Consider the following 25,784-nt stretch of genomic DNA (forward strand, 5'->3'; position numbering starts at 1 on the left):
CCTATAAGTTTTGTATGACCCGCTTCTAATGATAGAACCGGGATAGATCACCTTGTCTGAGTCCGTGTCTGTCATGAGGTTTCCCAGGCATCATTTCTTCCCTGAAAATCCTGCGCAAGTCATCATCGCTGATCGCTTTGGGTTCAGCCATGACATTCTGCGGCTGGTTTTTCAATTCAAACATTTTTTTAATGCCTGCGATGTTAAGGCCCTGATCCAGGAAATCTTTGATTTCAAGGAGGACATCGACATCATTCAGCGAAAACATGCGCTTATTGCCATCTGTCCGGGCCGGGCTGATCAATCCGTGTTCTTCATAGTAGCGGATTTGACGGGCAGTTAAATCTGTCAGCTGCATCACTATGCTGATCGGCAAAATCGGCATAGTCCGACGGACGCGATTCGTCATATTGTTCACCCTTTTACTTGTACTTCATTTATAAGTATAAAAGATGTTAGGTTTCCTGTCAAACTTATGTTATATAATCTTACATAAAAATTCCACTTACAGTAATTGTTTCTTTCTCAAATCTTCCACTGCGTTAACCACTGCAATTCTAACATGTTCATAAGTTAATCCACCTTGTATAAAAGCAGTATAAGGCGGACGGATGGGACCATCTGCTGTCAATTCGATGCTGGACCCCTGAACGAAAGTTCCGGCAGCCATGATGACATCGTCTTCATAGCCTGGCATATAAGCAGCTTCCGGCAGGAATTGTGCGTTTACTGGCGAGTTTGCCTGAATGGTGCGGCAGAATGCAATCATCTGCTCCGCTGTTTCAAATGACACGGATTGAATCAGATCAGTGCGTTTGTCTTTGTAATGCGGAGTCGTAGCCATTCCCGACTCTTCAAGGAGCGCCGCTGTAAAAATTGCGCCTTTCAGCGCCTGCGAAACGATATGCGGTGCCATGAAAAAGCCTTGGTACATATCCGGCAGCGTGTTAAGCGACGCACCTGCCTCTCCCCCTATACCCGGCGAAGTCATACGATAAGCGCATTTTTCCACTAAATCGTGACGACCGGCAATATAGCCGCCAATTTTCGCCAGTCCGCCCCCAGGATTTTTAATGAGCGACCCGGCAATCAGGTCCGCTCCAGCTTCAATAGGTTCCCGCATCTCGACAAACTCTCCATAGCAATTATCCACGAAAACTATCGCATCCTTCTTAATGCCACGGACTTTCTCTATCATTGCCTCGATTTCATCCACTGTAAATGAAGGACGGGTATCATAGCCTCTGGAACGCTGGATGGCGAACACTTTCGTCTTGTCTGTGACCGCCTCTTTGATTTTATTCCAGTCTGGCTGATTGTTTGAATCCAGATCGATATGGCTGTAACCGATGCCGAAGTCGCGCAACGATCCTGTATCCTTATCGCCGCCGCTGACAATGGACTCGAGTGTGTCATATGGTTTACCTGTAATATAGAGGAGTTCATCACCCGGACGGAGAATGCCGAACAGGGAAATAGTGATGGCATGAGTTCCGGAAATAATCTGAGCGCGCACCAATGCAGCTTCGGCTTTAAAAACTTCCGCGTACACTTTTTCCAATGTATCCCGGCCTTCGTCATCATAGCCATAGCCGGTCGACGGGTTGAAATGGTGGTCGCTTACTTTCTGGCTGTGAAAAGCCTGCAGCACTTTTTGTTGGTTGAGCAATGCGGTATCATCAGCATGGCTTAATTGAGCTTGAATTTTCTGTTCGATTTGTTTTATGTAATTCAGCATGGGAATCTCCATTCTTTCTTTTATTAGTTCTATTATTGACATTAGCTTGAAATTGCGTCAAATTCTGCTACAATTCATAGAGTTGAACATTGCGGGAGGGAAATTGAATGGCTTGGGAAGTATTAAGTGCGATTGGTACCATCGCTTTTGCTATATCTGGTGCAATTATCGCTATGGAAGAGGAATACGATATATTCGGCGTCTATCTTCTTGGCGTTGTCACAGCATTTGGCGGGGGTGCCGTCCGCAACCTTTTAATCGGGGTCCCTGTTTCCGCTTTATGGGAACAGGAAATGATGTTTCAGCTCGCGCTGGTGTCAATCACGCTGGTATTCCTGTTTCCTCACCGTCTTTTAGGGCAATGGAACCGATGGGGCCATTTTTTTGACGCAATCGGCTTATCGGCTTTCGCTGTTCAAGGGGCATTGTACGCCGTTGAATTAAATCTGCCGGTGTACGCTGTAGTAGTAGCGGCGGTTCTTACCGGTTCCGGAGGCGGAATCATCAGGGACATGTTGGCCGGCAGAAAGCCATTAGTTTTGAAAGCGGAAATTTATGCTGTCTGGGCGGCAATGGCCGGTTTGTTGATCAGTGTGGATTTGATCAGGAATGATATTTTCCTGTATATCCTGTTCGCGGTCATAACAGCGCTGCGTATTCTATCCTATACTTATAAATGGCGTTTGCCTTCAAGAAAGATTACTTCTGCATAAAAAATGCCGTCCGGTTTTTACCGGGCGGCATTTTTGTATAGCACAATTATTTCAAGCCTGTGTTTCGCCATTCCAGTTTAGCATGCCGCCTTCAACATTCGTCACGTCAATCCCTTGAGCTTGCAGGAATTCTGTCGCACGGCCACTGCGTGCTCCTGATCGGCAAACCAGATAATATGGCTGGCTGCTTTCAAATTCACCTGCTCTGTCGGCAATTTCCCCCAATGGAATATGTACGGCGCCTGGAATCATTCCAGCAGCCACTTCATCGGCTTCACGAACGTCGACGATGCGCAATTGCTCACCGGATTCAATACGGTTCTGCAACTCATCAGTCGTTATTTTTTTCATAATACACACCTCCGGCTCATTAGTTTCCTAGTAAAATCCTATAGGCTAGACAAGTTGCTGTCAATTAAAAAGCCGGCCATACAAATGGCCGGCTTCCTGCTTTTCTCTGTCCAGACTCCAGCGGCCCAGCCCCTTGAGTCACTTTTCGGTGATTATTCCTGGTGTTCAATCGAAACCGCTTTAGCGGGTGAAAACGTAGAGATTGCATGTTTGTAGATCAATTGCTGTTTGCCGTCTGTTTCAACCAGCACCGTAAAATTATCATAAGATTTAATGGTTCCTTTAAGCTGGAAGCCATTCAGTAAAAAGACCGTAACAAAAATATTATTTTTACGTAGCTGATTCAAATAGACATCCTGGATATTTACTGGTTTCATGAAAATCCCCCTATTTCCCCTGTTCTGGTTTTTGTTCACCAATTAACTCAATTCGACGTCCACGATCGTTTTCCTGCATAATCTGTCGAATATTTTCAATATTATCCCCTAAGTTACCCCGGCCGTCAATCCAGAATACCGGAAGTTTATTGCGAAAATAAGTAAGCTGCCGTTTCGCATAGTTCCGGGAATTCTTTTTCAGCAGCTCAATGGCCCTGTCGAATTCCAGTTTCCCATCCAGATATGCATAAATCTCCTTATAGCCGATCGCTTGGATGGACTGAACATCCCTGATTCCCCGTTCACGAAGAGCTTCGACTTCCCGTATCAGGCCTTCCTCCATCATCGCATCAACTCTTCTGTCAATTCGCTCATATAAGAAAGCTCTTGGAATATCGATGCCCACTATCAATTCATTGTACATCGGTTCAAGTGCCAGTGACCGGTCCACTTTTTGTTCACTGCCAAGAATGATTTCCAGCGCACGGACCACGCGCCTCGTATTGTTCGGGTGAATATCGGTTTCAGGGTCCAACTGCATCAGTTTTTCGTGCATATGCAACGGACCGAATTCCTCCAGCTCGTTATAGAGTTCATTCCTTAAATTTTCATCCACCTGAGATTCGGAAAAACGGTAGTCGAATAAAACAGCCTGAATATATAATCCGGTTCCTCCGACAATTATCGGTAATTTACCCTTCTGTTTAATCTCTGAAATCTTATCACGCACCAGCTTCTGGTATTCAGCAACAGAAAATGGCTCTTCGGGATCTTTGATATCCAGCAGATGATGAGTTACTCCCGCCATTTCTTCCGGCTTCACCTTAGCAGTGCCTATCGACATATCCCGGTAGATCTGTATGGAGTCCCCATTGATTATCTCACCATTGAAAGCTTTTGCAAGCTCAATGCCAAGAGCGGTTTTTCCAGACGCAGTCGGACCGACAATGGCCATTACTTCAATCATTTAAAGCCATCCAATCTGCAAGCACATTAAAATAACGCTTCTTGTCAATTTCATGGAGAAGTTCGTGGCGTGCCTCTTCCCCAAGGAATATTTTAATCGAATGGATTCCAGCTTTTTTATATTTCGCCGCGGCAGCGAAAAGGTCTTTTCCTTTATGCCCTACGGGATCATTGGATCCGCTGATCAGGAGTATCGGCAGGTCATGGCGGATTTTGGCTATTTCCTCTTTCCTGTTGATCATCAGCATCCCTTTGAATAAGTCGGCGAAAAATTGATTGGTGGAAACGAATCCGCTCATCGGATCCGCTTCATACTTGGCAACTTCAGAAGAATCCCTGCTCAGCCAGGCAAATGCCGAGCCTTCATCTTTGAAATCCTTGATGAAAGGACCAAAAACAAGTGAACCGATCGCTTTACTTTTTTCATCCTTGCCATTCAATTTGCCATTCAACGTCGCTGCAAGAATACCAATCTTCCCTGCTGCACCCGGATTGCCGCCTGTGCCTGAGAACACTGCGCGGGAAACTTTGTCGCTGTATAGCTGAATATAGCGTCGTCCAACGAATGAGCCCATGCTATGGCCGAGAAGAATGAGCGGCAAGTCATCGATTTGCTGCTGGATTTCAGTAATAACTTCATCTGCATCTTCGACCACCCGTTGAAAACCATTTTGTTCCGCAAAAAAGCCTTCCACACCATTTCTTTCCGCCGTGCGGCCATGACCTCTTTGGTCATGGCCAGATACGATAAATCCGCGGTCCGTCAAGAACCGGATGAATTCCTCATAACGCGCAATATGTTCCGCCATCCCGTGGATGATATGGACGTGGGCTGTCGGCTTTTCCGGAATATATAATTCATAATAGATTTCATGTCCGTCTGAAGCTTTTATAAAATTCTTTGTTATTTTCACTGCGGCATTCCCCTCCCAAAGCGGGTAGCTTTATCGATTTCTTCGAGCAACTCTTTGCGGTATCGCTCTTTTTGCTTTTCGCTGTAATTCAAGTGCTTACCCATATAATCCAATACCTGCTCTTTATATCTCATTACGTCTGCTATATGGAAATACAGATCTCCTGTACGTCTGATGAAGAAATCGCTTGGTGTGACTGCCATTTCATCTTCCATTGCATAAGACACTACAGCCGCCAACACATCCGGCAGTCCATCCCTATGCGGTTCTGCTGAACGCTTCCAATAATGCTCGAATACTTTTCCGGCATTGGTTCCGAAGAATTGAGCGAACATCCGTCCCTCTTCGGGTGCGAGTCCAAATTGTTCAGACTGAAGCGCCATGGAACTTACAAAACGGGGAAAGTTTTTGGAGCCACCGAAGTCACCGCCTGAAAGCGGCAATTTCTTGGTGACCGATTTCCCGAATTTCTTGTGGCTGTCTTTTTCCAAGGATTTTATTACACGGTCAGTTATGGCTTCAGCCATTTTGCGGTAACCCGTCAGCTTGCCGCCAGCAATAGAAATTAATCCATTCTCTGATTCCCACACTTCATCTTTCCGGGAAATTTCAGATGGATCTTTGCCTTCTTCGTAAATCAACGGCCTGACCCCTGCCCAGGTGGATTCCACATCTGAATGTCCAAGAGAAGTTGACGGAAACATATGGCGGAGTGCATCCAAAAGATACGTTACGTCTTCTTCCGCAGCGGCCGCTTCTGCAGGATCTCCATCATAGAAGGTATCTGTCGTGCCGATATAGGCTTTGTCATCCCGTGGAATCGCAAAAATCATCCTGCCATCCGGAGCATCAAAATACACAGGCTGGCGCAGCGGGAAAGTCTGGCGGTCGACAACGATATGGACACCCTTAGTCAAACGGATCTGCTTGTCGGCAGCTGTTGAATCGATGTCCCGTATATCATCCACCCACGGACCAGCTGCATTCACAACTTTTTTCGCTTCAATAGCCACTTTAGTTCCATTGATTGTCTCTACCGCTTCCACACCGGAAACCTTGCCGTTTTTATACAGGAAATCCTCCGCTTTTACGTAGTTGAGGCAAAGAGCTCCCAGTTCATCGGCTTTTTTCAGGATTTCAAGTGTAAGCCTCGCATCATCTGTCCGGTATTCGACGTAATAGCCGCCGCCTTGAAGACCTTCACTTTTGAGCAGCGGCTCTTTTGACAAAGCTTCATCCGCTGTCAGCATTTTGCGCCGCTCCCCTTTTTTGACGCCGGCCAAATAATCATAGACCCTGAGACCGACTGAAGTGGTCAACGGTCCGAATGTTCCGCCTTTGTGAAACGGCAAAAGCATCCATTGCGGTTCCGTGACATGCACCGCGTTTTCATAAACGACCTCCCGTTCACGTCCAACATCACGCACCATCTTCACTTCAAATTGCTTCAGGTAGCGGAGGCCGCCATGAATCAATTTGGTTGATCTGCTCGATGTGCCTGAAGCGAAATCATTCTTTTCAATCAGAGCAACCGATAACCCGCGCGATACAGCATCCAGAGCGATTCCTGCTCCCGTAATGCCGCCGCCGATTACCACCAGGTCGAATTGATAAGTATTTAATTCTTCAATTTTTTGTTGGCGAAGTTTGGCTGAAAACATCTAATACACCCCTCATCTGCTGAACTCCCGGGTAGCGGCTACCGCCTTTTTCCACCCTTTGTATAGATTGTCCCTGTTTGCTTCATCCATTTTCGGTTTATAGATCTTCTTCGTTGAATCCAATTCTTTTATATCGTTTAGATTTTTCCAAAATCCTGTTGCTAAACCGGCCAGATAAGCTGCCCCAAGCGCCGTTGTTTCATTGAGCCTCGCAAGTTCCACATCTTTTTGCAGAACATCACTTTGAAATTGCATCAGGAAGTCATTGGAAACCGCACCGCCGTCAGCCCGCAGCATTTGGATCTCAGTCCCGGAATCCTGTTCCATGCAGTCGAGCACATCTTTCGTCTGGTACGCCAGCGATTCCAGCGTCGCCCGGATGAAATGTTCTTTTTCCGTGCCTCTTGTCAGGCCGAATACGGCACCCCGGGCTTCAGAATCCCAGTAAGGCGTCCCCATACCGACAAAGGCGGGCACTATATAGACTCCGTCGGTCGATGGCACCCGCTTGGCATATGCTTCGGAGTCAGCGGCGTTTTTCAGCATCCGCAACCCGTCCCGAAGCCATTGAATGGCAGAACCCGCTACAAACACACTGCCTTCAAGTGCATAGACCACTTTTCCGTCCAGACCCCATGCGATTGTCGTCAGCAGGCCATTGGCAGATTTCACAGCCTCTTCCCCTGTATTCATCAGCATGAAACAGCCTGTGCCGTATGTATTTTTAGCCATGCCCTTTTCTACACAGTGCTGGCCGAAAAGCGCGGCTTGCTGATCCCCGGCGATGCCTGCGATCGGTACTTTCTGTCCGAAGAAAACACTGGGATCTGTTTCACCGTAAATTTCAGAAGAAGATTTCACTTCCGGAAGCATCCCCACCGGAATGCCGAGTTTCCCGCAAATTTCCTCGTCCCATTTTAAGTCGAAGATATTATACAGCAAAGTTCTCGAAGCGTTGGAATAGTCTGTGACATGCACTTTGCCATCTGTCATTTTCCAGATCAGCCACGTATCGATCGTTCCAAACAGCAAATCACCTTTTTCTGCTGCATCTCTGGCACCTTCGACATTGTCGAGTATCCATTTGACTTTGGTGCCTGAAAAATACGGATCGAGCAGAAGGCCCGTTTTATCACGGAACCATTCTTCCAATCCTTCTTTTTTCAAATCATCAATGATTGATTGGGTCTGGCGCGACTGCCATACAATTGCGGGGTAGACCGGCTGGCCGGTATTTTTATCCCATACCACGGTCGTCTCCCGCTGATTTGTAATGCCGATGCCTGAAATCTGGGTTTGTAAAATACCGCTTTCCGTCAATGCCGCAGCCAGGACAGATAAGACCGATCCCCAGATTTCATTGGCATTATGCTCGACCCAGCCCGGTTTAGGATAGGATTGCCTGAACTCTTTCTGAGATGTATGGACGAGTTCACCTTGCTTATTGAAAAGAATCGCGCGCGAGCTTGTCGTTCCTTGATCAATGGATAGGATATAGCTTTCCAAACCAGCATACCTCCTCTAATTCATAACTCTCTTGAACATCTTTTCTACATCATAGGTCCTGAAATGGATGATAACCGGACGGCCATGCGGACAGGTGAATGGCTGCTCTGCCTTTTTCAGATCTGCCAGCAATTGCTCCATATCCTGTTTTTGCAGATAATGGTTCGCTTTTATGGACCTTTTGCAACTCATCATGATTGCTGCTTCTTCACGTAATTTTTTTACATCCGCACGGCTGCCATTCAGTACCTGCTCAATCAGTTCTTCGACAATTTCCTGTTCAAAACCTTTAGGGAACCAAGTCGGGTGCTCGCGCACAATAAAAGAGGAATCACCGAAGATTTCTAAAAAGACGCCTGTTTCCGCGAGGCTTTCCAGGTTTTCCTGCAGCCTCAGCGCTTCATCCCGACTATAATGGAATGTCAGCGGCAACAGCAGGGACTGCCTTTCCATGGCGTCTGCCTGTCCGACCCTCTCTCGGAAATATTCGTATTTGATGCGTTCCTGTGCTGCGTGCTGATCAATCAGATAAAACCCGTCTGAACTTTGGGCGACGATATATGTGCCATGAATCTGACCTACCACTTCCAGTTCAGGAAACTGCGGACTTTCCTCTATTCCCTCAACTTCAGGCGAATATTCCTTTTCTACTGGATTCTGCTCCGGAAATACATCAGGTTCTGACAATAACGTGTTTTCGATCAGAGGTTCAGCCTTTTGGAATACTGGTTTTTCAACTGGCCTTTGTTCGTTAACTGTAGTGGAAGTTTTCCAAAGATCCATCTGCATCGAAGGGGCAGATGCCTGTTTCTTCGGTTTCGGTTCATCGATGACCGGAGCCCGCACGGCAGAGCTGATGGCTTGACGGATCGTCTGATAGATCAGCTCCATCAATTCCTTTTCCTTGCTGAGGCGGATCTGCTGTTTCGCCGGATGGACATTGACATCCGTTAAATAAGGATCCCCTTCAATATTCAGCATGGTTATCGGCTGGCGTTCCAGCGGAAGGAATGTATGATAAGCCCGGTGGACCGTCGTAGCGATGGCATAATGTTTTACCCACCGGCCATTGACGAATAAAGAGATGTAATTTTTATTGGCGCGAGTGATTTCCGGCAATGATGTATAGCCGGAAATTTTATAATCCTGGGATTCCCCTTCAAAAGGAATCATTTTTTTCGCGATGGCAATCCCGTAAATATCCGCCAGGACCCGGCGAATTTCACCGCTGCCGGAAGTCTGCAGAATCGTTTTGCCGTCGTGCACCAATTTGAAAGCCACTGACGGGTAGCTGAGTGCGAAACGGTTCATCAGGTCTATTGTATGACCGAGTTCCGTTTGCAATGTTTTCATATATTTAAGCCGCGCAGGTGTGTTGAAAAATAATTGTTCGATTTTAATATCAGTTCCCTGACGCAAAGCATTTGGTCGGCTTTCAATCATCCGACCGCCTTCCAGGTGGACAAAAGTTCCGTCCGAACCGTCGGAAGTCTGTAAGGTCACTTTGGACACCGAGGCAATACTCGCCAGCGCCTCACCGCGGAAACCGAGTGTCCGGATCCGGAACAGGTCGTGCTCATTTGCAATTTTGCTGGTCGCGTGACGGGAAAAAGACAGCAAAGCATCTTCACTGTCCATTCCCGCTCCGTTATCGATGATGTGAATCGATGTCAATCCAGCTTCTTCAAGCAGGACCTCCACCGCATTGCTGCCGGCATCAATGGCGTTTTCCACCAATTCCTTTACTACTGAAGTTGGCCGTTCAACGACCTCGCCCGCAGCAATCTTATTTGATAAGGGTTCATCCATCAAGCGGATCTTTCCCATAGAATCACTCCTTCCGGCTAAGCTTTAATTGCAGATCATTAATCATCTGCAAGGCTTCAAGCGGTGTCATCGAAGATATTTTAGCGTCTGTGATGGCTTGAACCACTTCTTCAGAATCTGTATCACGCTCATCAAAAAACGATAATTGTTCGATATGCTGTGTCTGCTGCTTCTTTTCCGCTTCAAAATTCTTCAGCAATTCCCGGGCTCGCGTGAGTATTTGCTGCGGCAGATTGGCCAGCTCGGCTACATGTATGCCATAGCTTTTGTCAGCCGGACCTTGCTTCACTTTATGAAGGAATACAACTTTTCCGGATTGCTCCATCGCCGCAACATGCACGTTATTCAAGCGTTCAAGTGATTGGTCAAGCGCAGTCAGTTCATGATAATGCGTAGAGAATAATGTGTTCGCCCCGATGTTTTTATGGATGTATTCGATCATTGACTGTGCCAGTGCCATACCATCGTAAGTTGAAGTGCCCCGACCGATTTCATCGAACAGCAGCAGGCTGCGTTCGGTTGCATGTGTAATGGCGTACTGGGATTCGAGCATTTCGACCATGAATGTACTTTGGCCTGAGACAAGATCGTCCGCAGCGCCGATCCGTGTGAAAATTTGATCAACAATCGGCAATTCCGCTGAATCCGCGGGCACATAACTGCCGACCTGCGCGAGTACTATCGTCAACGCCACCTGGCGCATATATGTACTTTTACCTGACATATTGGGCCCTGTAATCAACAGCATATTGCTGTCTTCAGTCATTACGCAATCATTCGGCACATAATGCTGCCTGTTCAGCATTTTCTCCACAACCGGATGCCGGCCTTCTAGTATCCGGATTTCACGGCTGTCGGTAAACTCCGGTTTCGTGAACCGGTATTTTTCCGCTACGTCCGCAAAACTGAGGAATACATCAAGCGCACTGAGTGACGATGCAAGCTGCTGGATGCGGGAAATATACTGTTTCACTTCATCCCGTATCACTGTAAAAAGCCGGTATTCCAGATCCAGGCTTTCTTCTTCGGCTGTCAGGATCAACGTCTCCTTTTCTTTCAACTCCGGAGTGATATAACGTTCGGCATTCGCTAATGTCTGTTTGCGTTCGTATCGTTCCAAATCAGCCAAGTGCATATTGGCCTTCGAAATCTCGATGTAATAGCCAAAGATGCGGTTATAACCGATTTTCAAGGATTTTATGCCTGTTTTCTGGCGCTCCTGCTGTTCAAGCTGAGCTATCCAGTCTTTGCCGTTCCGCGAGGCATCCCGGAATTCATCCAATTGCCTATTGAAGCCTTCACGGATGACACCGCCTTCTTTTGCCGATAATGGCGGATTGTCACTGATCGCTTCCAGCAGTTCACAAACTTCGCCGCAGCGATCCAATTTACCGGCGAATTCCGCTAAATGCGAATTGCCGGATTGCATCAGTTCTTCGATGATTGCCGGCACTTTCTCAAGTGAGCTTCTCAGCTGCGCCAAATCACGCCCGCTCGCGCTGCCAAAGGCGACACGCCCGCTCAGCCGTTCAAGGTCGTAAACTTCTTTCAGCGCATTCTGCAATTCCACTCGAGTGAAATATTGCTCAATAAGGGATTCCACCATCTGTTGGCGGAGTTCGATACGGTTCCTGTTGGCAAGCGGCTGATGAAGCCATTGCTTCAATTTCCGGCTTCCCATTGCGGTTACCGTTTCATCCAAAAGCCATAATAATGTCCCTTTCGTTTCGCCGCCCCGGATTGACTGCAGCAATTCCAGATTGCGTTTCGAATGGAAATCTATGCTGAGCAATTGCCCTTCTTCGCTATAAACAAAAGGCTGTATATGCTCAAGCGATTGTTTTTGGGTACGTGCAATATATGTCAGCAAGCGATGGCTGCTGCCGGTAAGATCGGCAGGGCAGTGCTGAATCAGAGACCGATCCAGTTCATACACAAATTCCATCGGTTCGATTGATAACAGCAAATCCTGCGCATCTTCGTTCAGCAGCAGGAACAGGGAATCGGAAACCACCAATTCACGGATACCGAGAGACTGTAATTCCTGGAGAAGCGCTTTACCTTGCCCCATTATGTATGTGGCTGTCGATTCCCCGGTTGATATATCTATGTACGACAATGAAAAGCCACCCGGCAATTCTTCGGCCGCTGCAATAAAATGATTGGATTTCGAATCCACACTTTTGCCTTCAGTATGGGTGCCGGGTGTAATGAGTCTCACTACTTCACGCTTGACGACACCTTTTGTCAATTTCGGATCTTCCACTTGTTCACAGATCGCCACTTTATGGCCTTTCGCAATCAATTGATCTATATAATTTTTCGCGGCGTGATGCGGAACCCCGCACATCGGAATACGTTCGTCCCCATTGCCGCCCCTGCTGGTCAACGTAATTTCAAGCAATTGGGATGCTTGTAAAGCATCATCGAAAAACATTTCATAAAAATCGCCAAGCCGGAAAAAAAGGAATGCGTCCTGATAATCTGCTTTTACCTGTAGATATTGCTGCATCATTGGTGTAATCGCCATTTTAAAACCTCTTTCGGAATCAATTCTTCGTTTCTTCATTATAGCAAAAATACACGTAGAAAAGAAAAAACCGAAAGAGCATCAGCTCTTTCAGTTTTTCTTTATCAATTTTCAATTTGGTTGTTTATGAACAGCTGCTGCCGCCTTTTGCATCCGCTTGCACTTTTGAACCTGTTTCACCGCGCAGCAGATCGCCGCCTGTATCAGTGATGATATTGTTCGTCACCTGGTTGGCGATTGCAGTCGAAACCATTTGAAGCAATGAATTGACATCGCTTTGGGACTGTTTGAATTCCTGTACAATCGGCACTGCGTCAATTTCATCTTCAATTTTCTTGATTTTGCCTTCGATCAATTCCAGTGCCCGTTCCTTGCCGTAATGCTGGAAATTGACCGCTTGTTTTTGAAGGCTTTTCAGGCTCGCAATCTTTTCACGGATCTGTTGGTTTTCATTGATCTGTGCTTCGGCGCGCTTGAAGAAATCCACTTCTTCAGTCTCGGCGATCATGTCTGCCACTTCACGCGCTTTTGCTACGATTTCATCTTTTGTATAAGTCATCTATTGGACACCCACTTCTTGGCCGGCGGCAACTTCAATCAGTTCCCCGTTTAACGACCATGTTTTAGTTTCAGTTATTTTCACTTTGACGAGTTGACCGACAATCGACTTCGGCCCGACAAAATTGACCAGTTTATTTTTTGCTGTATAGCCGGATAAGACATCGGGGTTTTTCTTGCTTTCCCCTTCAACCAGCACTTCGACCACTTGGCCCTGGTAAGATTGCATGGCGGCCAGCGCTTGCTCCTTGACCAGTTCATTAAGGCGCTGCAGACGCTCCTTCTTTACTTCCATCGGGATGTTGTCTTCCATTTTCGCAGCCGGAGTCCCTTCCCTTGGAGAATAAATATAAGTGAAGGCCATCTCGTATCCGATTTCCCGGAATAGAGACATCGTTTCTTCAAACTGTTCATCGGTTTCATTGGGAAAGCCGACAATTATATCAGTTGTCAATGACACTGTCGGAATGGCAGCCCTGATTTTATGGACCAATTCGATATATTGTTCCCGCGTGTACTTGCGGGCCATTATTTTCAGCATACCCGTCGAACCTGATTGTACAGGTAAATGGATATGGTCGACAAGATTTCCGCCTCGCGCCAGCACTTCTATCAAGTGTTCATCAAAATCTCTTGGATGGCTTGTTGTAAAACGGATGCGAGGAATATCGATTTTGCGCAATTCCTCCATCAAATCACCCAGCCGGAATTCGAGATCCTCAAAATCTTTGCCATAGGCATTGACATTCTGTCCCAGCAAAGTAACTTCCTTGTATCCTTGCGCAGCCAATTGCCGCACTTCCTGGATAATATCCTCCGGTCTTCTGGAGCGTTCTTTGCCTCGCGTATAAGGAACGATGCAATAGGTACAGAATTTGTCACACCCGTACATGATATTGACCCACGCCTTGATATTGCCCTTGCGCACTTTCGGCAAGTTCTCGATGACGTCCCCTTCTTTGGACCAGACATCCACGACAACCTCTTTCGATTTATAGGCGTTATCCAAAATTTCCGGTAGACGATGGATATTATGCGTCCCAAAAATCATATCGACCTGATCGTAGGTCTTCAAGATTTTATTGACGACGGATTCCTCCTGCGACATGCAACCGCAAACGCCGATCAATAAATCAGGGTTTTCCAGTTTTAACGGTTTGAAATGACCCAGTTCACCAAAAACTTTGTTCTCAGCATTTTCCCTGATGGCACAAGTATTCAGCAGAATGACATTCGCATCCTTCACAGAATCGGTGATCTCATAGCAGAGTTCCAGCAGTATACCGGCGATCACTTCTGTATCATGTTCGTTCATCTGGCAGCCATAAGTGCGGATATAGAACTTCCGCCCTCGGCCCATGTTTTCAAAACGGGAATCGATCGCAAAATTATCCACGTAGGATACCTGCTCTTTTCCGCGTTTTTTTGCGTCTTTCAGGGAAGGCGCGGTATAGACATTTTGAAAGTATTGGCTGTAATCCTTTTCGTGTTTTCCAACCGATCGGGCAGCCGTTACTTGGCTTGAAAGTAAACGCTGGTCTTCATTCATGAAAAAACCCCTTTCAATCATACCGTTATTATACTGAAATCAAAGACGTTCCTTCAAGCCGATTGCAGAAATTGTCGGAGAATCGTCACCAACTGACCGTTTATCCGCGGAACGGGTAATCATCATTAATGTAGATTCGTTCGCAGGATAACGCCTTGCCTGTCTCGTCATCAATTTCAGTGAAAAAGCCACTGACTACGGAACGGCCGCGTTTTGGCACTTCGAAACGGGTCGGCATATTGGTCTTGAACCGGTAGAGCACTGAATCCTTGCTCATCCCCAGCACTTCATCATAGGGGCCGGTCATGCCGACATCCGAGATATAGGCTGTGCCGCCCGGCAAGATGCGTGAATCGGCAGTCTGGACGTGAGTATGTGTGCCAACTACCACTGAAGCACGGCCGTCGAGATGCCAGCCCATCGCGATTTTTTCACTGGTTGCTTCTGCGTGAAAATCAACGAAGACCAGTGGCGAAACGGCTTTGGCTTCCGCCAGCAGCTCATCCGCTTTTTGGAATGGATCATCGTGCGGCGGCAAGAATACCCTGCCATGCAAATTGATGACAGACAAAGTCTTGCCATTTTTCGTCAACGTCGCCATTCCGCGGCCAGGTGCTTCCGGTGAAAAATTCGCCGGACGGATTAAATAATCCACTTCATCAATAAAATCAAAAATCTCTTTTTGGTCCCACGTGTGATTGCCCATTGTCACCATATCGACGCCCATGAAAAGGAGATCCTGGTAAATGGCTTTCGTGATGCCCCTTCCCGCTGCAGCATTTTCACCATTCGCGATTACCGCATCCGGCATGTATTTTTTCTTCAGGCGCGGTAAATAAGACTCCAATGCATCACGTCCGATCGATCCGACAATATCTCCAATAAATAAAACTTTCATACTCTCACCTTTTCCCATAAGAAAAAGGCTTCTTTGAATAGACATTCATCGAAGCCTTTATCCTATTATTTTGCGTATTCAACTGCTCTTGTTTCCCTGATTACGGTCACTTTGATATGTCCCGGATAATCAAGCTCTTCTTCGATCCGTTTCCGGATGTCGCGAGCCAAACGGTGTGCAGTCATATCATCAATCTGTTCCGGTCTGACCATGATGCGGATTTCGCGTCCTGCCTGAATGGCGAATGATTTCTCAACGCCTTCGTAGGATTCAGAAATCTCTTCAAGTTTTTCCAGACGGCGGATATAGTTTTCCAATGTCTCACTTCTCGCTCCCGGACGTGCCGCTGATAGGGCGTCCGCCGCTGCAACGATCACCGAAATGATCGATGTCGCTTCGGTGTCTCCGTGGTGGGAAGCAATACTGTTGATGACGACCGGATGCTCTTTGTATTTGGTTCCAAGTTCAACCCCGATTTCAACATGGCTGCCTTCAACTTCATGATCGATCGCTTTACCGATGTCATGAAGCAAACCTGCGCGGCGTGCCAGGGTGACATCTTCGCCAAGTTCCGCTGCCATCAAGCCGGAAAGGAATGCGACTTCCACTGAGTGCTTGAGGACATTCTGTCCGTAACTTGTGCGATAACGCAGACGGCCAAGGATTTTGATCAAATCGGGATGCAGATTATGTACCCCAACGTCAAATGTGGTTTGTTCACCAATTTCACGGATTTGCTCATCTACTTCGCGTCTGGACTTCTCAACCATTTCTTCGATCCGGGCTGGGTGAATACGGCCATCTGACACCAATTTCTCAAGTGCCAATCTTGCTGTTTCACGTCTGATCGGATCGAATCCTGACAGAATTACCGCTTCCGGTGTGTCATCGATGATCAAATCGATTCCTGTCAGTGTTTCAAGCGTCCGGATATTACGGCCTTCACGGCCAATAATACGGCCTTTCATCTCATCGTTAGGCAAGTTGACAACAGATACTGTCGTCTCTGCCACATGGTCTGCTGCAAAACGCTGCATAGCCAATGATAAGATATTTTTCGCTTTCTTATCGGACTCTTCTTTTGCACGGGCTTCCGTTTCTTTCACCATCACTGCAATATCTGTTGAAAGTTCGTTCTCAACTTGCTGGAGGATGATTGACTTGGCTTCTTCGCGTGTCAAAGAAGAAATCCGTTCCATTTCGGATTGCTGCTGTTGAACCAATTCTTCAGCTCTGCTCTCCATCTGTTCAATATGCTGTTGTTTTTCAGCGAGGGCTTCATCTTTCCGTTCAAGTCCCGCTTCTCTTTTGTTTAATGCATCATCCTTGCGATCTAAATTTTCTTCTCTCTGCAACAGCCGATTCTCTTGTTTTTGAATTTCTGATCGGCGTTCCCGAATTTCAGATTCTGTTTCAGTACGCAATTTGTGATTTTCGTCTTTTGCTTCCAAAAGGGCTTCTTTTTTCAGTGCTTCTGCTTCTCTCTTCGCATCTTCTATAACTTGCTCTGCAGAGTTTCTCGCACCTGCCATTTTGGACTCATTTGATTTTTTCATTACAAAATAACCAACAAACACACCGACGAGGATACCAAGCAAAGCGAAGATGATCACGTATTCCATTCGGACACCTCCTCTTGCTATTCGTTTTAATGGTTCACAATAAATTAAATTTTCGTGCTTCTCAAACGCTGTAAAAATTATAAAATTATACAGTTTTAATTGTATAGATGGACCTTTAAAGTGTCAACCCGGTGACAAGCCTTTAAAATAGCTTTGCGAGTGGATATTCTATTGTTTTGATATGTCACTTCCATATGCTGGATCCCGGCAATAAAATAAGAGCCGTTGGACAAAGCATACGCTTTGGTCCAACGGCTCTTCTATAAAGACTTATTCGTCGTCCTCGTCGATCAAAAGGTTGAACTCTTCCGGCTCTTCTTTTGAAGCAGCAATCGTATAGGATGCAGCGGCCATTCCGTATTGCTCACGGATTTTTCCTGCAATCTCATTTCGGATATCAGCGTGGTCACGCAGGAATTGCTTCGCGTTTTCACGGCCTTGTCCGATGCGCTCTTCTTTATACGAATACCAAGAACCGCTCTTTTGGATGATTTCAAGCTCTGCACCAATATCAACGATTTCACCTTCACGTGAAATCCCTTTTCCGTACATGATATCAACTTCAGCTGTGCGGAAAGGCGGGGCAACTTTGTTTTTCACAATTTTGATCTTCGTTCTGTTACCGATGATGTCGTTGCCTGATTTCAAAGCTTCAGCACGGCGCACTTCCATACGGATGGAAGAATAGAATTTCAATGCGCGTCCACCAGTTGTTGTTTCAGGGTTACCGAACATGACACCGATTTTTTCACGAACCTGGTTGATGAAGATGACAATCGAATTCGATTTATTGATGATACCGGATAATTTACGGAGAGCTTGAGACATCAGACGGGCTTGGAGACCCATGTGGGAATCGCCCATTTCGCCTTCGATCTCCGCTTTCGGTACAAGTGCCGCAACAGAGTCGATGACCACAATATCAACCGCTCCGCTTCGTACTAATGCTTCAGCAATTTCCAAAGCCTGTTCACCAGTATCGGGCTGGGATAATAACAACTCATCGATGTTCACGCCAAGGTTCTGCGCATAGACAGGGTCAAGCGCATGCTCAGCATCGATGAATGCCGCTGTTCCTCCAGTAGCCTGTACTTCCGCAATAGCATGAAGTGAAACAGTCGTTTTACCTGAACTTTCAGGACCATAAATCTCGATGACACGGCCACGCGGGTATCCGCCTATTCCAAGTGCAGAGTCAACTGCCAGTGAACCACTGGAAACCGACGAAATATTCCGGTCGCTTTTTTCACCCAATTTCATGACTGAACCTTTACCAAATTGTTTTTCAATTTGTTTTAACGCAACATCTAACGCTGCTTTACGATCGCTCAAAAGAAATCCTCCTCTTAATATAAACCAATTTTTCTACCTGTTTCTAGTATACTAGGTTATTGAGAAATATACAAGAAAAAAGCGAACGTTTATTCGTGTTCGTATTTTAAATTATATTTTTAAGACCTCTATATTGAGCATATCCGATTTTTGAAAAAGAAAAACGCGCAAAAATAAATTTTGCGCGTTTTTTTAACGTGATAGTGTTTGTATTAAATAATGCAAAGCCAATTTTACGGTACGGATCCGGTTTGTGTTGCGCATTCCGGATAATTGAAGCCTATAGGCATCACTGCCTGATTCCGAGGAAATGCCGATCCATACAGTGCCAGCCGGCTGACCGCCGTGTGCATCAGGTCCCGCTACTCCCGTCAGGCCGATGCCGAAGTCAGTGCCGAATTTTCTGCGTACATTTTCCGCCATTGCGACAGCTGTTTCTTCGCTGACAACTCCATGCGCTTTTAACAGTTCGGCATCGATTTCGAGCTGGCTAATCTTAATTTCTTCATTATAAGCAATTACACCGCCTGAAAGGACAGCGCTGGCACCAGGAACAGAGGCCAGTTCTGACTGGAACAGCCCAGCGGTCAGGCTTTCCGCAGCTGAAATCGTCTTGTTCTGCTCTTTCAGCAAATCTACGGCCCGGGAGGTCAAGGAATCGTCGTCGTAGCCATACAGATATTCACCGACAACATCGAGAATCTCTTTTTTTGTCTCATCAATCAATTTCCAGGCTTCTTCCGACGTATCTGTTTTCGCTGTAATGCGAAGAGTCACCTCGCTGGCGGATGCCAGAGGTGCGATCGTCGGGTTGGTCTGTTTTACAAGAATATGATCCAACCGGTCTTCAAGTTCCGCTTCCCCTATCCCATAGAAACGGAGCACATGGGAAATGATCACATTTTCCTTGTTAAGCATCCGGATCAACTTCGGTTTCGCCTCGAATTGGAACATCGGCTCTATTTCGTGCGGCGGGCCCGGCAACAGGATATACACCCTGCCTTCATGTTTATAAAGCATGCCTGGGGCCATTCCATTTTCGTTGACCAGAACTTCACTGCCTTTTAGGATCAAAGCCTGTTTCCGGTTATTTTCAGTCATCGGACGATTTGCGCGCTCGAAATAGGCTTCTATCGAGTCCATCGCCAATTCATCCATTTCAAGGGTGGTGCCGAGATGCCGTGCAATCGTCTCTTTAGTCAGGTCGTCCTTAGTAGGACCCAGTCCTCCGGAGAAAATGATGAGATCCGCCCGGCTTTCGGCAATCTGGATCGCTTGTTCAAGACGGTCCGGATTATCACCGACAACTGTATGGTAATAAACATTAATCCCGATCTCAGCCAGGTGTCCCGATACAAAACGGGCATTCGTATTTGTAATTTGTCCAAGCAGCAATTCTGAACCGACTGCTATGATTTCTGCATTCATACGGGCACGCACCTTCCATTGATTTCTTAAGAAATTTTATTTGGATGCCAATAAACCTTTCCGGTTTGCATAGAAATAATCCCAACCGGACCATACTGTGAAAATAAGTGCGATGTAAAGCATGATCATTCCAAATGGAAGGCCGATCAAAGTGAAAATCATATCATATAGAAGCAAAGCGGAAATTGCCAGAATTTGTGCCGTGGTCTTGATTTTGCCAAGCCCGCCAGCTGCAACCACTTCGCCTTCACCGGCCAACACAAGGCGCAGCCCTGTCACAGCAAATTCACGGCTGATGATGATGATGACGATCCACGAAGGCGCAAAACCAAGTTCAACCAGGATAATCAAAGCCGCTGACACAAGCAATTTGTCAGCTAACGGATCAAGGAATTTGCCGAATGTCGTTACCAGATTGTATTTCCGGGCATAGTAGCCGTCAACCCAATCCGTCAATGATGCAAAAATGAAAATCAAACCTCCGATAAAATGGCTGACAGGCAAAGTGGCACCTAACAGCGTCATTTCTCCCCAACCAAAATCAATAAGCATGAATATCATAAAAACCGGTATTAAAAGAATGCGTGAAACTGTTATTTTATTTGGTATGTTCATAATGCTTCCCCTTCCTTACTTTCAATAAAAATAGCCATCTGTATAGATGGCTATTCAGCGTCTGTAAAATCGATGACAATGTTCTGGGTTGTCAGATCCTGCTGATACTCAATCGGCTCACCGTTCAGCGAGAGTTCCACATTAGGCGCAGCACCAAGGCGCAGCCGTATCTGTGAGGCTTCCGACACATCCAATGTTTCACTTTGTCCAGCTTGCATAGTAGTAGCTGTCATAAGGTTTTCGCCGTTTTCATCAGTGGCGCCAACCCATGAAGGACCAGAAACATCAATAACAAGCTCCCGCTCAGCCGGACCTGTCCACTGGTAAGTAGTAGTTTGGCCTTCTGTTCCAGTAACTGAAATTTCGGTCTCCGGTTCAGCAGGCTCTTCTTCTTCCGGCTGTTCTTCTGCAGCTTCATCTTCTGCAGGTTCTTCTTCCTCTGTTGGTGGAGGGGAGTTTTCAGAAGGGGCTTCGTATTGCAGGCCATCGTCGTTTTCCGTTGCTTCATCAGTTGGATCATTTTCTGCCAGCATATTATAGAAGAACCACATCACAAAAATGATCAATACAATGAATAAAGCGACAATGATCATCGGCATCTTTTCATTTATTCTGCCGGAAGATGATTTCGACATCGACTGCCTGCGTGACCGGGCTGGTGCAGCCATCGGTTTGCTGACTTGCTCTTTCGTCGTTTCTGGCATTTCGGATTTATGCTGTTCAAGCAGTTCATCAGCGTTCAGCCCGACAGCATCAGCATATTGTTTTATAAAAGCGCGAACATAGAATTGACCGGGCATCATGCTGTAATTGCCTTCTTCTATTCCCGCCAGATAGCGTTTCTGTATTTTGGTTACATCCTGAAGATCTTCCAGGCTGTACCCTTTAGCGATTCTCGCTTCTTTCAGGCGAGTACCCATTTCATTCAACACGATCACCTGCCTGCCTAAAAATTAAATCCGCCGCCAAACATATCGTCAGCCTGGCTCTTATCATTCACAAAATTGTTTTTCTCCATCACTTCATAAGTGATTTCCTCATCGGGATGATGGCGCAATTCGATAATATAATCAAAATCCTCGATGCTGTATTCGGATTGCTGTATAAACATGTCCGGATGCTCAACCACTTTAATAGTAGGCATCCGCATCATTTCCCGGACAAGCTGCATATGCCGCTCATCATGTGCACGTCTGGTGACGATGCCATCCAGTATGAAAATATTATTTTCATTGAATTCATCACCCATCAGCTGATTTCTGACAGTCTGCTTGATCATGGTCGATGAAAGGAAAATCCACTTCTTATTGGCACTGACGCTGGCAGCTACGATGGATTCCGTTTTCCCGACCCGTGGCATTCCGCGCAGTCCGACGAGTTTATGGCCTTCCTGTTTGAAAATCTCAGCCATGAAATCGACCAGCAAGCCCAGTTCATCCCTGACAAACCGGAATGTATTCCTGTCATCCGCATCCCGTTGTATGTATCGGCCATGACGAACCGCCAGGATATCGCGTAATTTGGGTTCACGGAATTTGGTCACAGCGATCGTTTCGATCGTGGAGACGATTTGTTCGAAACGTTCAAGCTGAACATCATGCTCCGCGCGCAGAAGCATACCACGGCGTCCCTGGTCGACACCGTTGATTGTGACGATGTTGACGCGCAGCATCCCAAGCAGTGAAGCTATATCTCCCAGCAAACCCGGCCGGTTCACTTGGATTTCGTATTCAAAATACCATTCTCTCATTAAGCGTCCGACCTTTCGCTGTCAATTTCTTATTAATTCCCTATCCTCTATAATAGCTGATTTAATGCTGCAAGAAAAGGGTTCATCAAAAGAATAGGCATTATGGCGCTACATATCCCAGCCGCCGTTTATGCGCAATGTCTGCCCGGTCATGTAATCAGCTTTTCCGCTGACCAGAAAGTCCACCATATCGGCTACGTCCTGAGGTTTGCCGAGCCCCAGCGGAATTTCTTCACGCAGGGATTCAATTTCTTCTTGTGAAAAATCATTATTCATCTTGGTCATGATAAACCCGGGTGCAACAGCGTTGACCCGGGTGCCGGAATAGGCCATTTCTTTGGCATAGGCTTTAACAAAAGCCAATTGTGCGCCTTTAACTGCAGAATAGGCCGTTTCCATGGATGCTCCTATTTCACCCCAGATGGAAGAAATGAAAACTATATAAGTATTGGAATGGCGCTGCAGCTTCGAAGACAGCTGCCGAATGGCCGAAAGCGGATTCTTTACGTGGACCAGCCATAATTTTTCCATGTCTTCATCATGCGTATCCGCCAGCATTTCAACCAGTGACTGGCCGCTTGCCACAACAATACAGGATACATCAAAAATCTGTCCGGTGAGCTTTTCCGCTCCGTCCGGCAATGAAAGATCCGCCTGGACTGCTGAAAATTCCGATTGCGGGAAGGCATCCCTTAATTGGGACGCCAAATCGTCCACCGGGTTTGTATTCCAGTGAAGATAAAGCGACCAGCCGGATGCCGCAAGCGTCCGTGAAATGCTTTCACCCAATTCACCGGAAGCCCCCATTACAAGGGCGAATTTCTTCACTGTGCTTCCTTCTTATCAGGAGACTGGATAGTGAACACGGATTGCTGGCTTTCCGCACTGACAAGCGAAAACGCTGCCTGCAGGTCAGCTACTTCAATCTCTTCGAGTGTCGGCACAACATCAAAAAGATTCATGCCATTGAATGTATAGCGCGTAAACTGATTGGCGATATATTCGGGAGAATTCAATGCACGCAGGAAAAATCCGATTTTCTTACGGCGCATACGGTCAAGATCAGCCTGCCCAAATGGCCATTTCTCTACAGCATTCGCGATTGTATGTTTTATTTCAGCGGCCAGCGTTTCCGGTTCTGCCGTATCAGATCCGATAATGGCGTAGCCGAAACCGTTCTCCAATGAATAATCGAACGAATAGGATTCATCGATCCAGTTCTTTTCATATGCATGGTGATAGAAATCGGAAGTGCGGCCAAACAGCAATTCGAATGCCAGCTCCGCTGCAAGTTCATGCTTCAGCATTTCTTCACCCTGCAAATCCATTTTTTCCGGCTTAATGCCGACAAAGACTTTCGGCTTTTGAACACTCATATTCAAAACACGTTCTTTGATCGCCACTTCCAAAGGCTCCTCAGGGAAAATCCGTTCGATTTCCTGTGCATCTTCAAACGTTTTACGGTCCTGGTTTTCTTTCACCAGTTTCATCATCTGTTCAGGGTCGACAGCCCCCACCACGAAAAGAACCATATTGGAAGGATGATAGAAAGTATTGTAGCAAGTATATAAATGTTCAGCCGTTATATCCTGTATCGAATCCACAGTTCCCGCGATATCAATTTTAACCGGATGGTTTTTGTACATGTTCTCGATGATGCCGAAATACAGGCGCCAGTCGGGCTGATCATCATACATCGTAATTTCCTGCGCGATGATGCCTTTCTCTTTTTCCACTGTTTGTTCTGTGAAATAAGGTTCCTGGACAAAATCCAGCAGGGTTTCGATGTTTTCATTTATTTGGCCGGTTGCTGAAAACAGGTAAGCTGTCCGGGTAAATGACGTATAGGCATTTGCAGAAGCACCTTGCTTGCTGAACTGCTGGAATATGTCCCCTTCCTCTTTTTCGAACATCTTATGCTCCAGGAAGTGGGCGATGCCATCCGGCACTTTAATCGCTTCTTTTTCTCCTCGCGGTACAAAATGATTGTCAATTGATCCGTATTTAGTAGTGAACGTGGCAAATGTCTTGGAAAAACCTTTCTTGGGCAGGATGAAAACTTCCAGGCCATTTCCCAGTTTTTCGTGGTATAAGGTTTCGTCCAATTGTTCGAATTCCACTTTATGCATCAATTTCACTTTCCTTTCCTGACAGGAAATAAGTCATTTCCAGGCTCAGTTGCTTAGCTGCGTCTGCTATATCTTCTTTTGTGATTTTATTCCATCGGCTGATCAGGTAATCAGGTTCAAAGTCTTCTGTCAGTTCCATATACTGGTCATAAATATCGATTTGACCGCGCGCAGAATCGAGTGCTTCGGTCAATTGATTGGTTAGAAGCGCCTTGGTCTGGCCGAACTCGACATCTGTAATATTTCCTTTTTTAACTTCTTCCAGCTGCTCAAGAATCAGCTTAACCGCTTTTTCCTCAAGTTTACCGTCAATCCCCGCCAGCACAAACATCAAGCCGAACTGGGAAGAATAGGAACTGGATACATAATAAGCCATACTTTCTTTCTCACGGATATTGACGAAAAGTTTTGAGTGGGCATATCCGCCAAAAACGCCGTTCAGCAATTGCATTACCGGAAATTTCTCATCGCGGAAAGTGACAGGGCTGAAGAAAGCCATATGCAGTTTACCTTGCTTCATATCCTCGAATTCGGCAACGCGCTGCTGCGCAGGCTTTTCCAGCTCCATGGAAGGTGCCGCCACCGGTTTTTCACGATCGGCAAAATGGAAATAATCACGGACATAATCAGCTATCAATTCCGGCTTCACGTCTCCAACCGCATAGATCTCCACTTCATTGGCTTCGATCATCGTACGGTATTCCTCCATCAGCTTCTCATTTGAGATCTTTTCAACTTCTTCGATTGAACCGTTAGCCGGAATCGAAGCAGGATGTTCCGGCAAAGCCAGATCCATCATCCGCTGTTGGGCGTAACGCGTCTTATCATCAAAAATCGATTCAATTCTTTCCTTGACCGCATTTTTTTCGCGCAGGAAAATCGACTCCTTGAAAAGGCCGTGTTCGGTATTCGGCTTGAACAGCACAAGATACATCAGATTCAAAACTTTTTCCAGAACGCCTTCTTCTGACAAATACTGATCGTTGACTGTTTCGACATTCAAACTGACGATATGTTCATTGCCGCGCTTGGAAGAATCCATGTATAAAGATGTGCCATAAAGGTCGTCCAGCACCATACGCAAAGCCGTATGGGATGGATAGGCTTCATTGCTGTGCTGCAGGACATTCGCAAGAATCGACCGGGCCGACGCTTTTTCTTTTGATAATTTATCTTTAAACTTTATTGAAATATTAATGGTTTTGAATTGTGTTGTTTCATTGACGTGAACGTTCACGCCTTTCGCAAGCCTGATAGTTTCAAACATTAATGAATCCCCTCTCATCGTTCATTCTTTTACTATACCGAACCTTTTCCTTT

General features: G+C 46.3%; 23 protein-coding genes. 1 reads left to right on the forward strand and 22 read right to left on the reverse strand.

Annotated features, from left to right (window positions below; all coding sequences use genetic code 11):
• Positions 1-25: 25 nt before the first annotated feature.
• Complete coding sequence (locus D2910_RS03410) at positions 26-409, reverse strand: MerR family transcriptional regulator (protein WP_084245389.1); 384 nt, start codon at positions 407-409, stop codon at positions 26-28.
• 96 nt (positions 410-505) lie between these two features.
• Complete coding sequence (locus D2910_RS03415) at positions 506-1,738, reverse strand: methionine gamma-lyase family protein (RefSeq protein ID WP_117312399.1); 1,233 nt, start codon at positions 1,736-1,738, stop codon at positions 506-508.
• 107 nt (positions 1,739-1,845) lie between these two features.
• On the opposite strand from D2910_RS03415, the gene D2910_RS03420 reads away from it, so the two are divergent.
• Positions 1,846-2,451, forward strand: a complete 606-nt coding sequence (locus D2910_RS03420) for a trimeric intracellular cation channel family protein (protein ID WP_084245385.1) — start codon at positions 1,846-1,848, stop codon at positions 2,449-2,451.
• A 51-nt stretch (positions 2,452-2,502) separates the two neighbouring features.
• Here the strand turns inward: D2910_RS03420 and D2910_RS03425 are convergent, their stop codons facing one another.
• The 20 genes from D2910_RS03425 to yfmF form a co-directional block, all read right to left on the reverse strand.
• Complete coding sequence (locus tag D2910_RS03425) at positions 2,503-2,802, reverse strand: rhodanese-like domain-containing protein (RefSeq protein ID WP_117312400.1); 300 nt, start codon at positions 2,800-2,802, stop codon at positions 2,503-2,505.
• Positions 2,803-2,954: 152 nt separating this feature from the next.
• Positions 2,955-3,179, reverse strand: a complete 225-nt coding sequence (gene hfq / locus D2910_RS03430) for an RNA chaperone Hfq (protein ID WP_033544068.1) — start codon at positions 3,177-3,179, stop codon at positions 2,955-2,957.
• Between the two features lie 10 nt (positions 3,180-3,189).
• Positions 3,190-4,146, reverse strand: a complete 957-nt coding sequence (miaA, locus tag D2910_RS03435) for a tRNA (adenosine(37)-N6)-dimethylallyltransferase MiaA (RefSeq protein ID WP_117312401.1) — start codon at positions 4,144-4,146, stop codon at positions 3,190-3,192.
• Positions 4,139-5,059: an alpha/beta fold hydrolase gene (locus D2910_RS03440; protein WP_117312402.1), complete on the reverse strand. Its 921-nt coding sequence runs from the start codon at positions 5,057-5,059 to the stop codon at positions 4,139-4,141. Before D2910_RS03440 ends, miaA begins: the two co-directional genes overlap by 8 nt.
• A complete protein-coding gene (locus tag D2910_RS03445) occupies positions 5,056-6,720 on the reverse strand; it encodes a glycerol-3-phosphate dehydrogenase/oxidase (protein ID WP_117312403.1) in 1,665 nt (554 codons plus the stop codon). Before D2910_RS03445 ends, D2910_RS03440 begins: the two co-directional genes overlap by 4 nt.
• Before the next feature lie 12 nt (positions 6,721-6,732).
• Positions 6,733-8,226 (reverse strand): glycerol kinase GlpK, encoded by a 1,494-nt coding sequence (glpK, locus tag D2910_RS03450; protein WP_117312404.1) that lies wholly within the window; start codon positions 8,224-8,226, stop codon positions 6,733-6,735.
• Between the two features lie 15 nt (positions 8,227-8,241).
• On the reverse strand, positions 8,242-10,053 hold the full coding sequence (mutL, locus tag D2910_RS03455; protein ID WP_117312405.1) for a DNA mismatch repair endonuclease MutL: 1,812 nt from the start codon (positions 10,051-10,053) through the stop codon (positions 8,242-8,244).
• Positions 10,054-10,057: 4 nt separating this feature from the next.
• Positions 10,058-12,583 (reverse strand): DNA mismatch repair protein MutS, encoded by a 2,526-nt coding sequence (gene mutS, locus D2910_RS03460; RefSeq protein WP_117312406.1) that lies wholly within the window; start codon positions 12,581-12,583, stop codon positions 10,058-10,060.
• 124 nt (positions 12,584-12,707) lie between these two features.
• Positions 12,708-13,142 carry a YlbF/YmcA family competence regulator gene (locus D2910_RS03465; protein WP_117312407.1) on the reverse strand — a complete coding sequence of 145 codons (435 nt, stop codon included), beginning with the start codon at positions 13,140-13,142 and terminating at the stop codon, positions 12,708-12,710.
• Positions 13,143-14,690 carry a tRNA (N6-isopentenyl adenosine(37)-C2)-methylthiotransferase MiaB gene (gene miaB / locus D2910_RS03470; protein WP_117312408.1) on the reverse strand — a complete coding sequence of 516 codons (1,548 nt, stop codon included), beginning with the start codon at positions 14,688-14,690 and terminating at the stop codon, positions 13,143-13,145. It abuts the gene before it with no gap.
• A 100-nt stretch (positions 14,691-14,790) separates the two neighbouring features.
• The gene (locus D2910_RS03475; protein WP_084246793.1) at positions 14,791-15,588 is read right to left on the reverse strand and encodes a TIGR00282 family metallophosphoesterase; all 798 of its coding nucleotides are present in this window, start codon (positions 15,586-15,588) and stop codon (positions 14,791-14,793) included.
• A 65-nt stretch (positions 15,589-15,653) separates the two neighbouring features.
• The gene (gene rny, locus D2910_RS03480) at positions 15,654-17,210 is read right to left on the reverse strand and encodes a ribonuclease Y (RefSeq protein WP_084245362.1); all 1,557 of its coding nucleotides are present in this window, start codon (positions 17,208-17,210) and stop codon (positions 15,654-15,656) included.
• Between the two features lie 270 nt (positions 17,211-17,480).
• Complete coding sequence (recA, locus tag D2910_RS03485) at positions 17,481-18,542, reverse strand: recombinase RecA (protein WP_084245360.1); 1,062 nt, start codon at positions 18,540-18,542, stop codon at positions 17,481-17,483.
• 192 nt (positions 18,543-18,734) lie between these two features.
• The gene (locus tag D2910_RS03490) at positions 18,735-19,970 is read right to left on the reverse strand and encodes a competence/damage-inducible protein A (RefSeq protein WP_117312409.1); all 1,236 of its coding nucleotides are present in this window, start codon (positions 19,968-19,970) and stop codon (positions 18,735-18,737) included.
• A gap of 36 nt (positions 19,971-20,006) precedes the next feature.
• A complete protein-coding gene (pgsA, locus tag D2910_RS03495) occupies positions 20,007-20,585 on the reverse strand; it encodes a CDP-diacylglycerol--glycerol-3-phosphate 3-phosphatidyltransferase (RefSeq protein WP_117312410.1) in 579 nt (192 codons plus the stop codon).
• Positions 20,586-20,635: 50 nt separating this feature from the next.
• Positions 20,636-21,517 (reverse strand): helix-turn-helix domain-containing protein, encoded by an 882-nt coding sequence (locus D2910_RS03500; protein ID WP_240633541.1) that lies wholly within the window; start codon positions 21,515-21,517, stop codon positions 20,636-20,638.
• 14 nt (positions 21,518-21,531) lie between these two features.
• Entirely contained in the window at positions 21,532-22,335 is an 804-nt protein-coding gene (locus tag D2910_RS03505) for a YmfK family protein (protein WP_084245354.1), read from the reverse strand.
• A 108-nt stretch (positions 22,336-22,443) separates the two neighbouring features.
• Positions 22,444-23,163: an elongation factor P 5-aminopentanone reductase gene (gene ymfI / locus D2910_RS03510; protein WP_117312411.1), complete on the reverse strand. Its 720-nt coding sequence runs from the start codon at positions 23,161-23,163 to the stop codon at positions 22,444-22,446.
• Positions 23,160-24,464, reverse strand: coding sequence for an EF-P 5-aminopentanol modification-associated protein YfmH (gene yfmH / locus D2910_RS03515; protein WP_117312412.1), 1,305 nt, complete (start codon positions 24,462-24,464; stop codon positions 23,160-23,162). The genes ymfI and yfmH overlap by 4 nt, the downstream gene beginning before the upstream one ends.
• On the reverse strand, positions 24,457-25,731 hold the full coding sequence (gene yfmF / locus D2910_RS03520; protein ID WP_084245348.1) for an EF-P 5-aminopentanol modification-associated protein YfmF: 1,275 nt from the start codon (positions 25,729-25,731) through the stop codon (positions 24,457-24,459). Before yfmF ends, yfmH begins: the two co-directional genes overlap by 8 nt.
• Positions 25,732-25,784 lie beyond the last annotated feature (53 nt).

Origin of the sequence: Planomicrobium okeanokoites (genome assembly GCF_003428875.1) — a bacterium.
Taxonomy (GTDB): Bacteria; Bacillota; Bacilli; order Bacillales_A; family Planococcaceae; genus Planococcus; species Planococcus okeanokoites.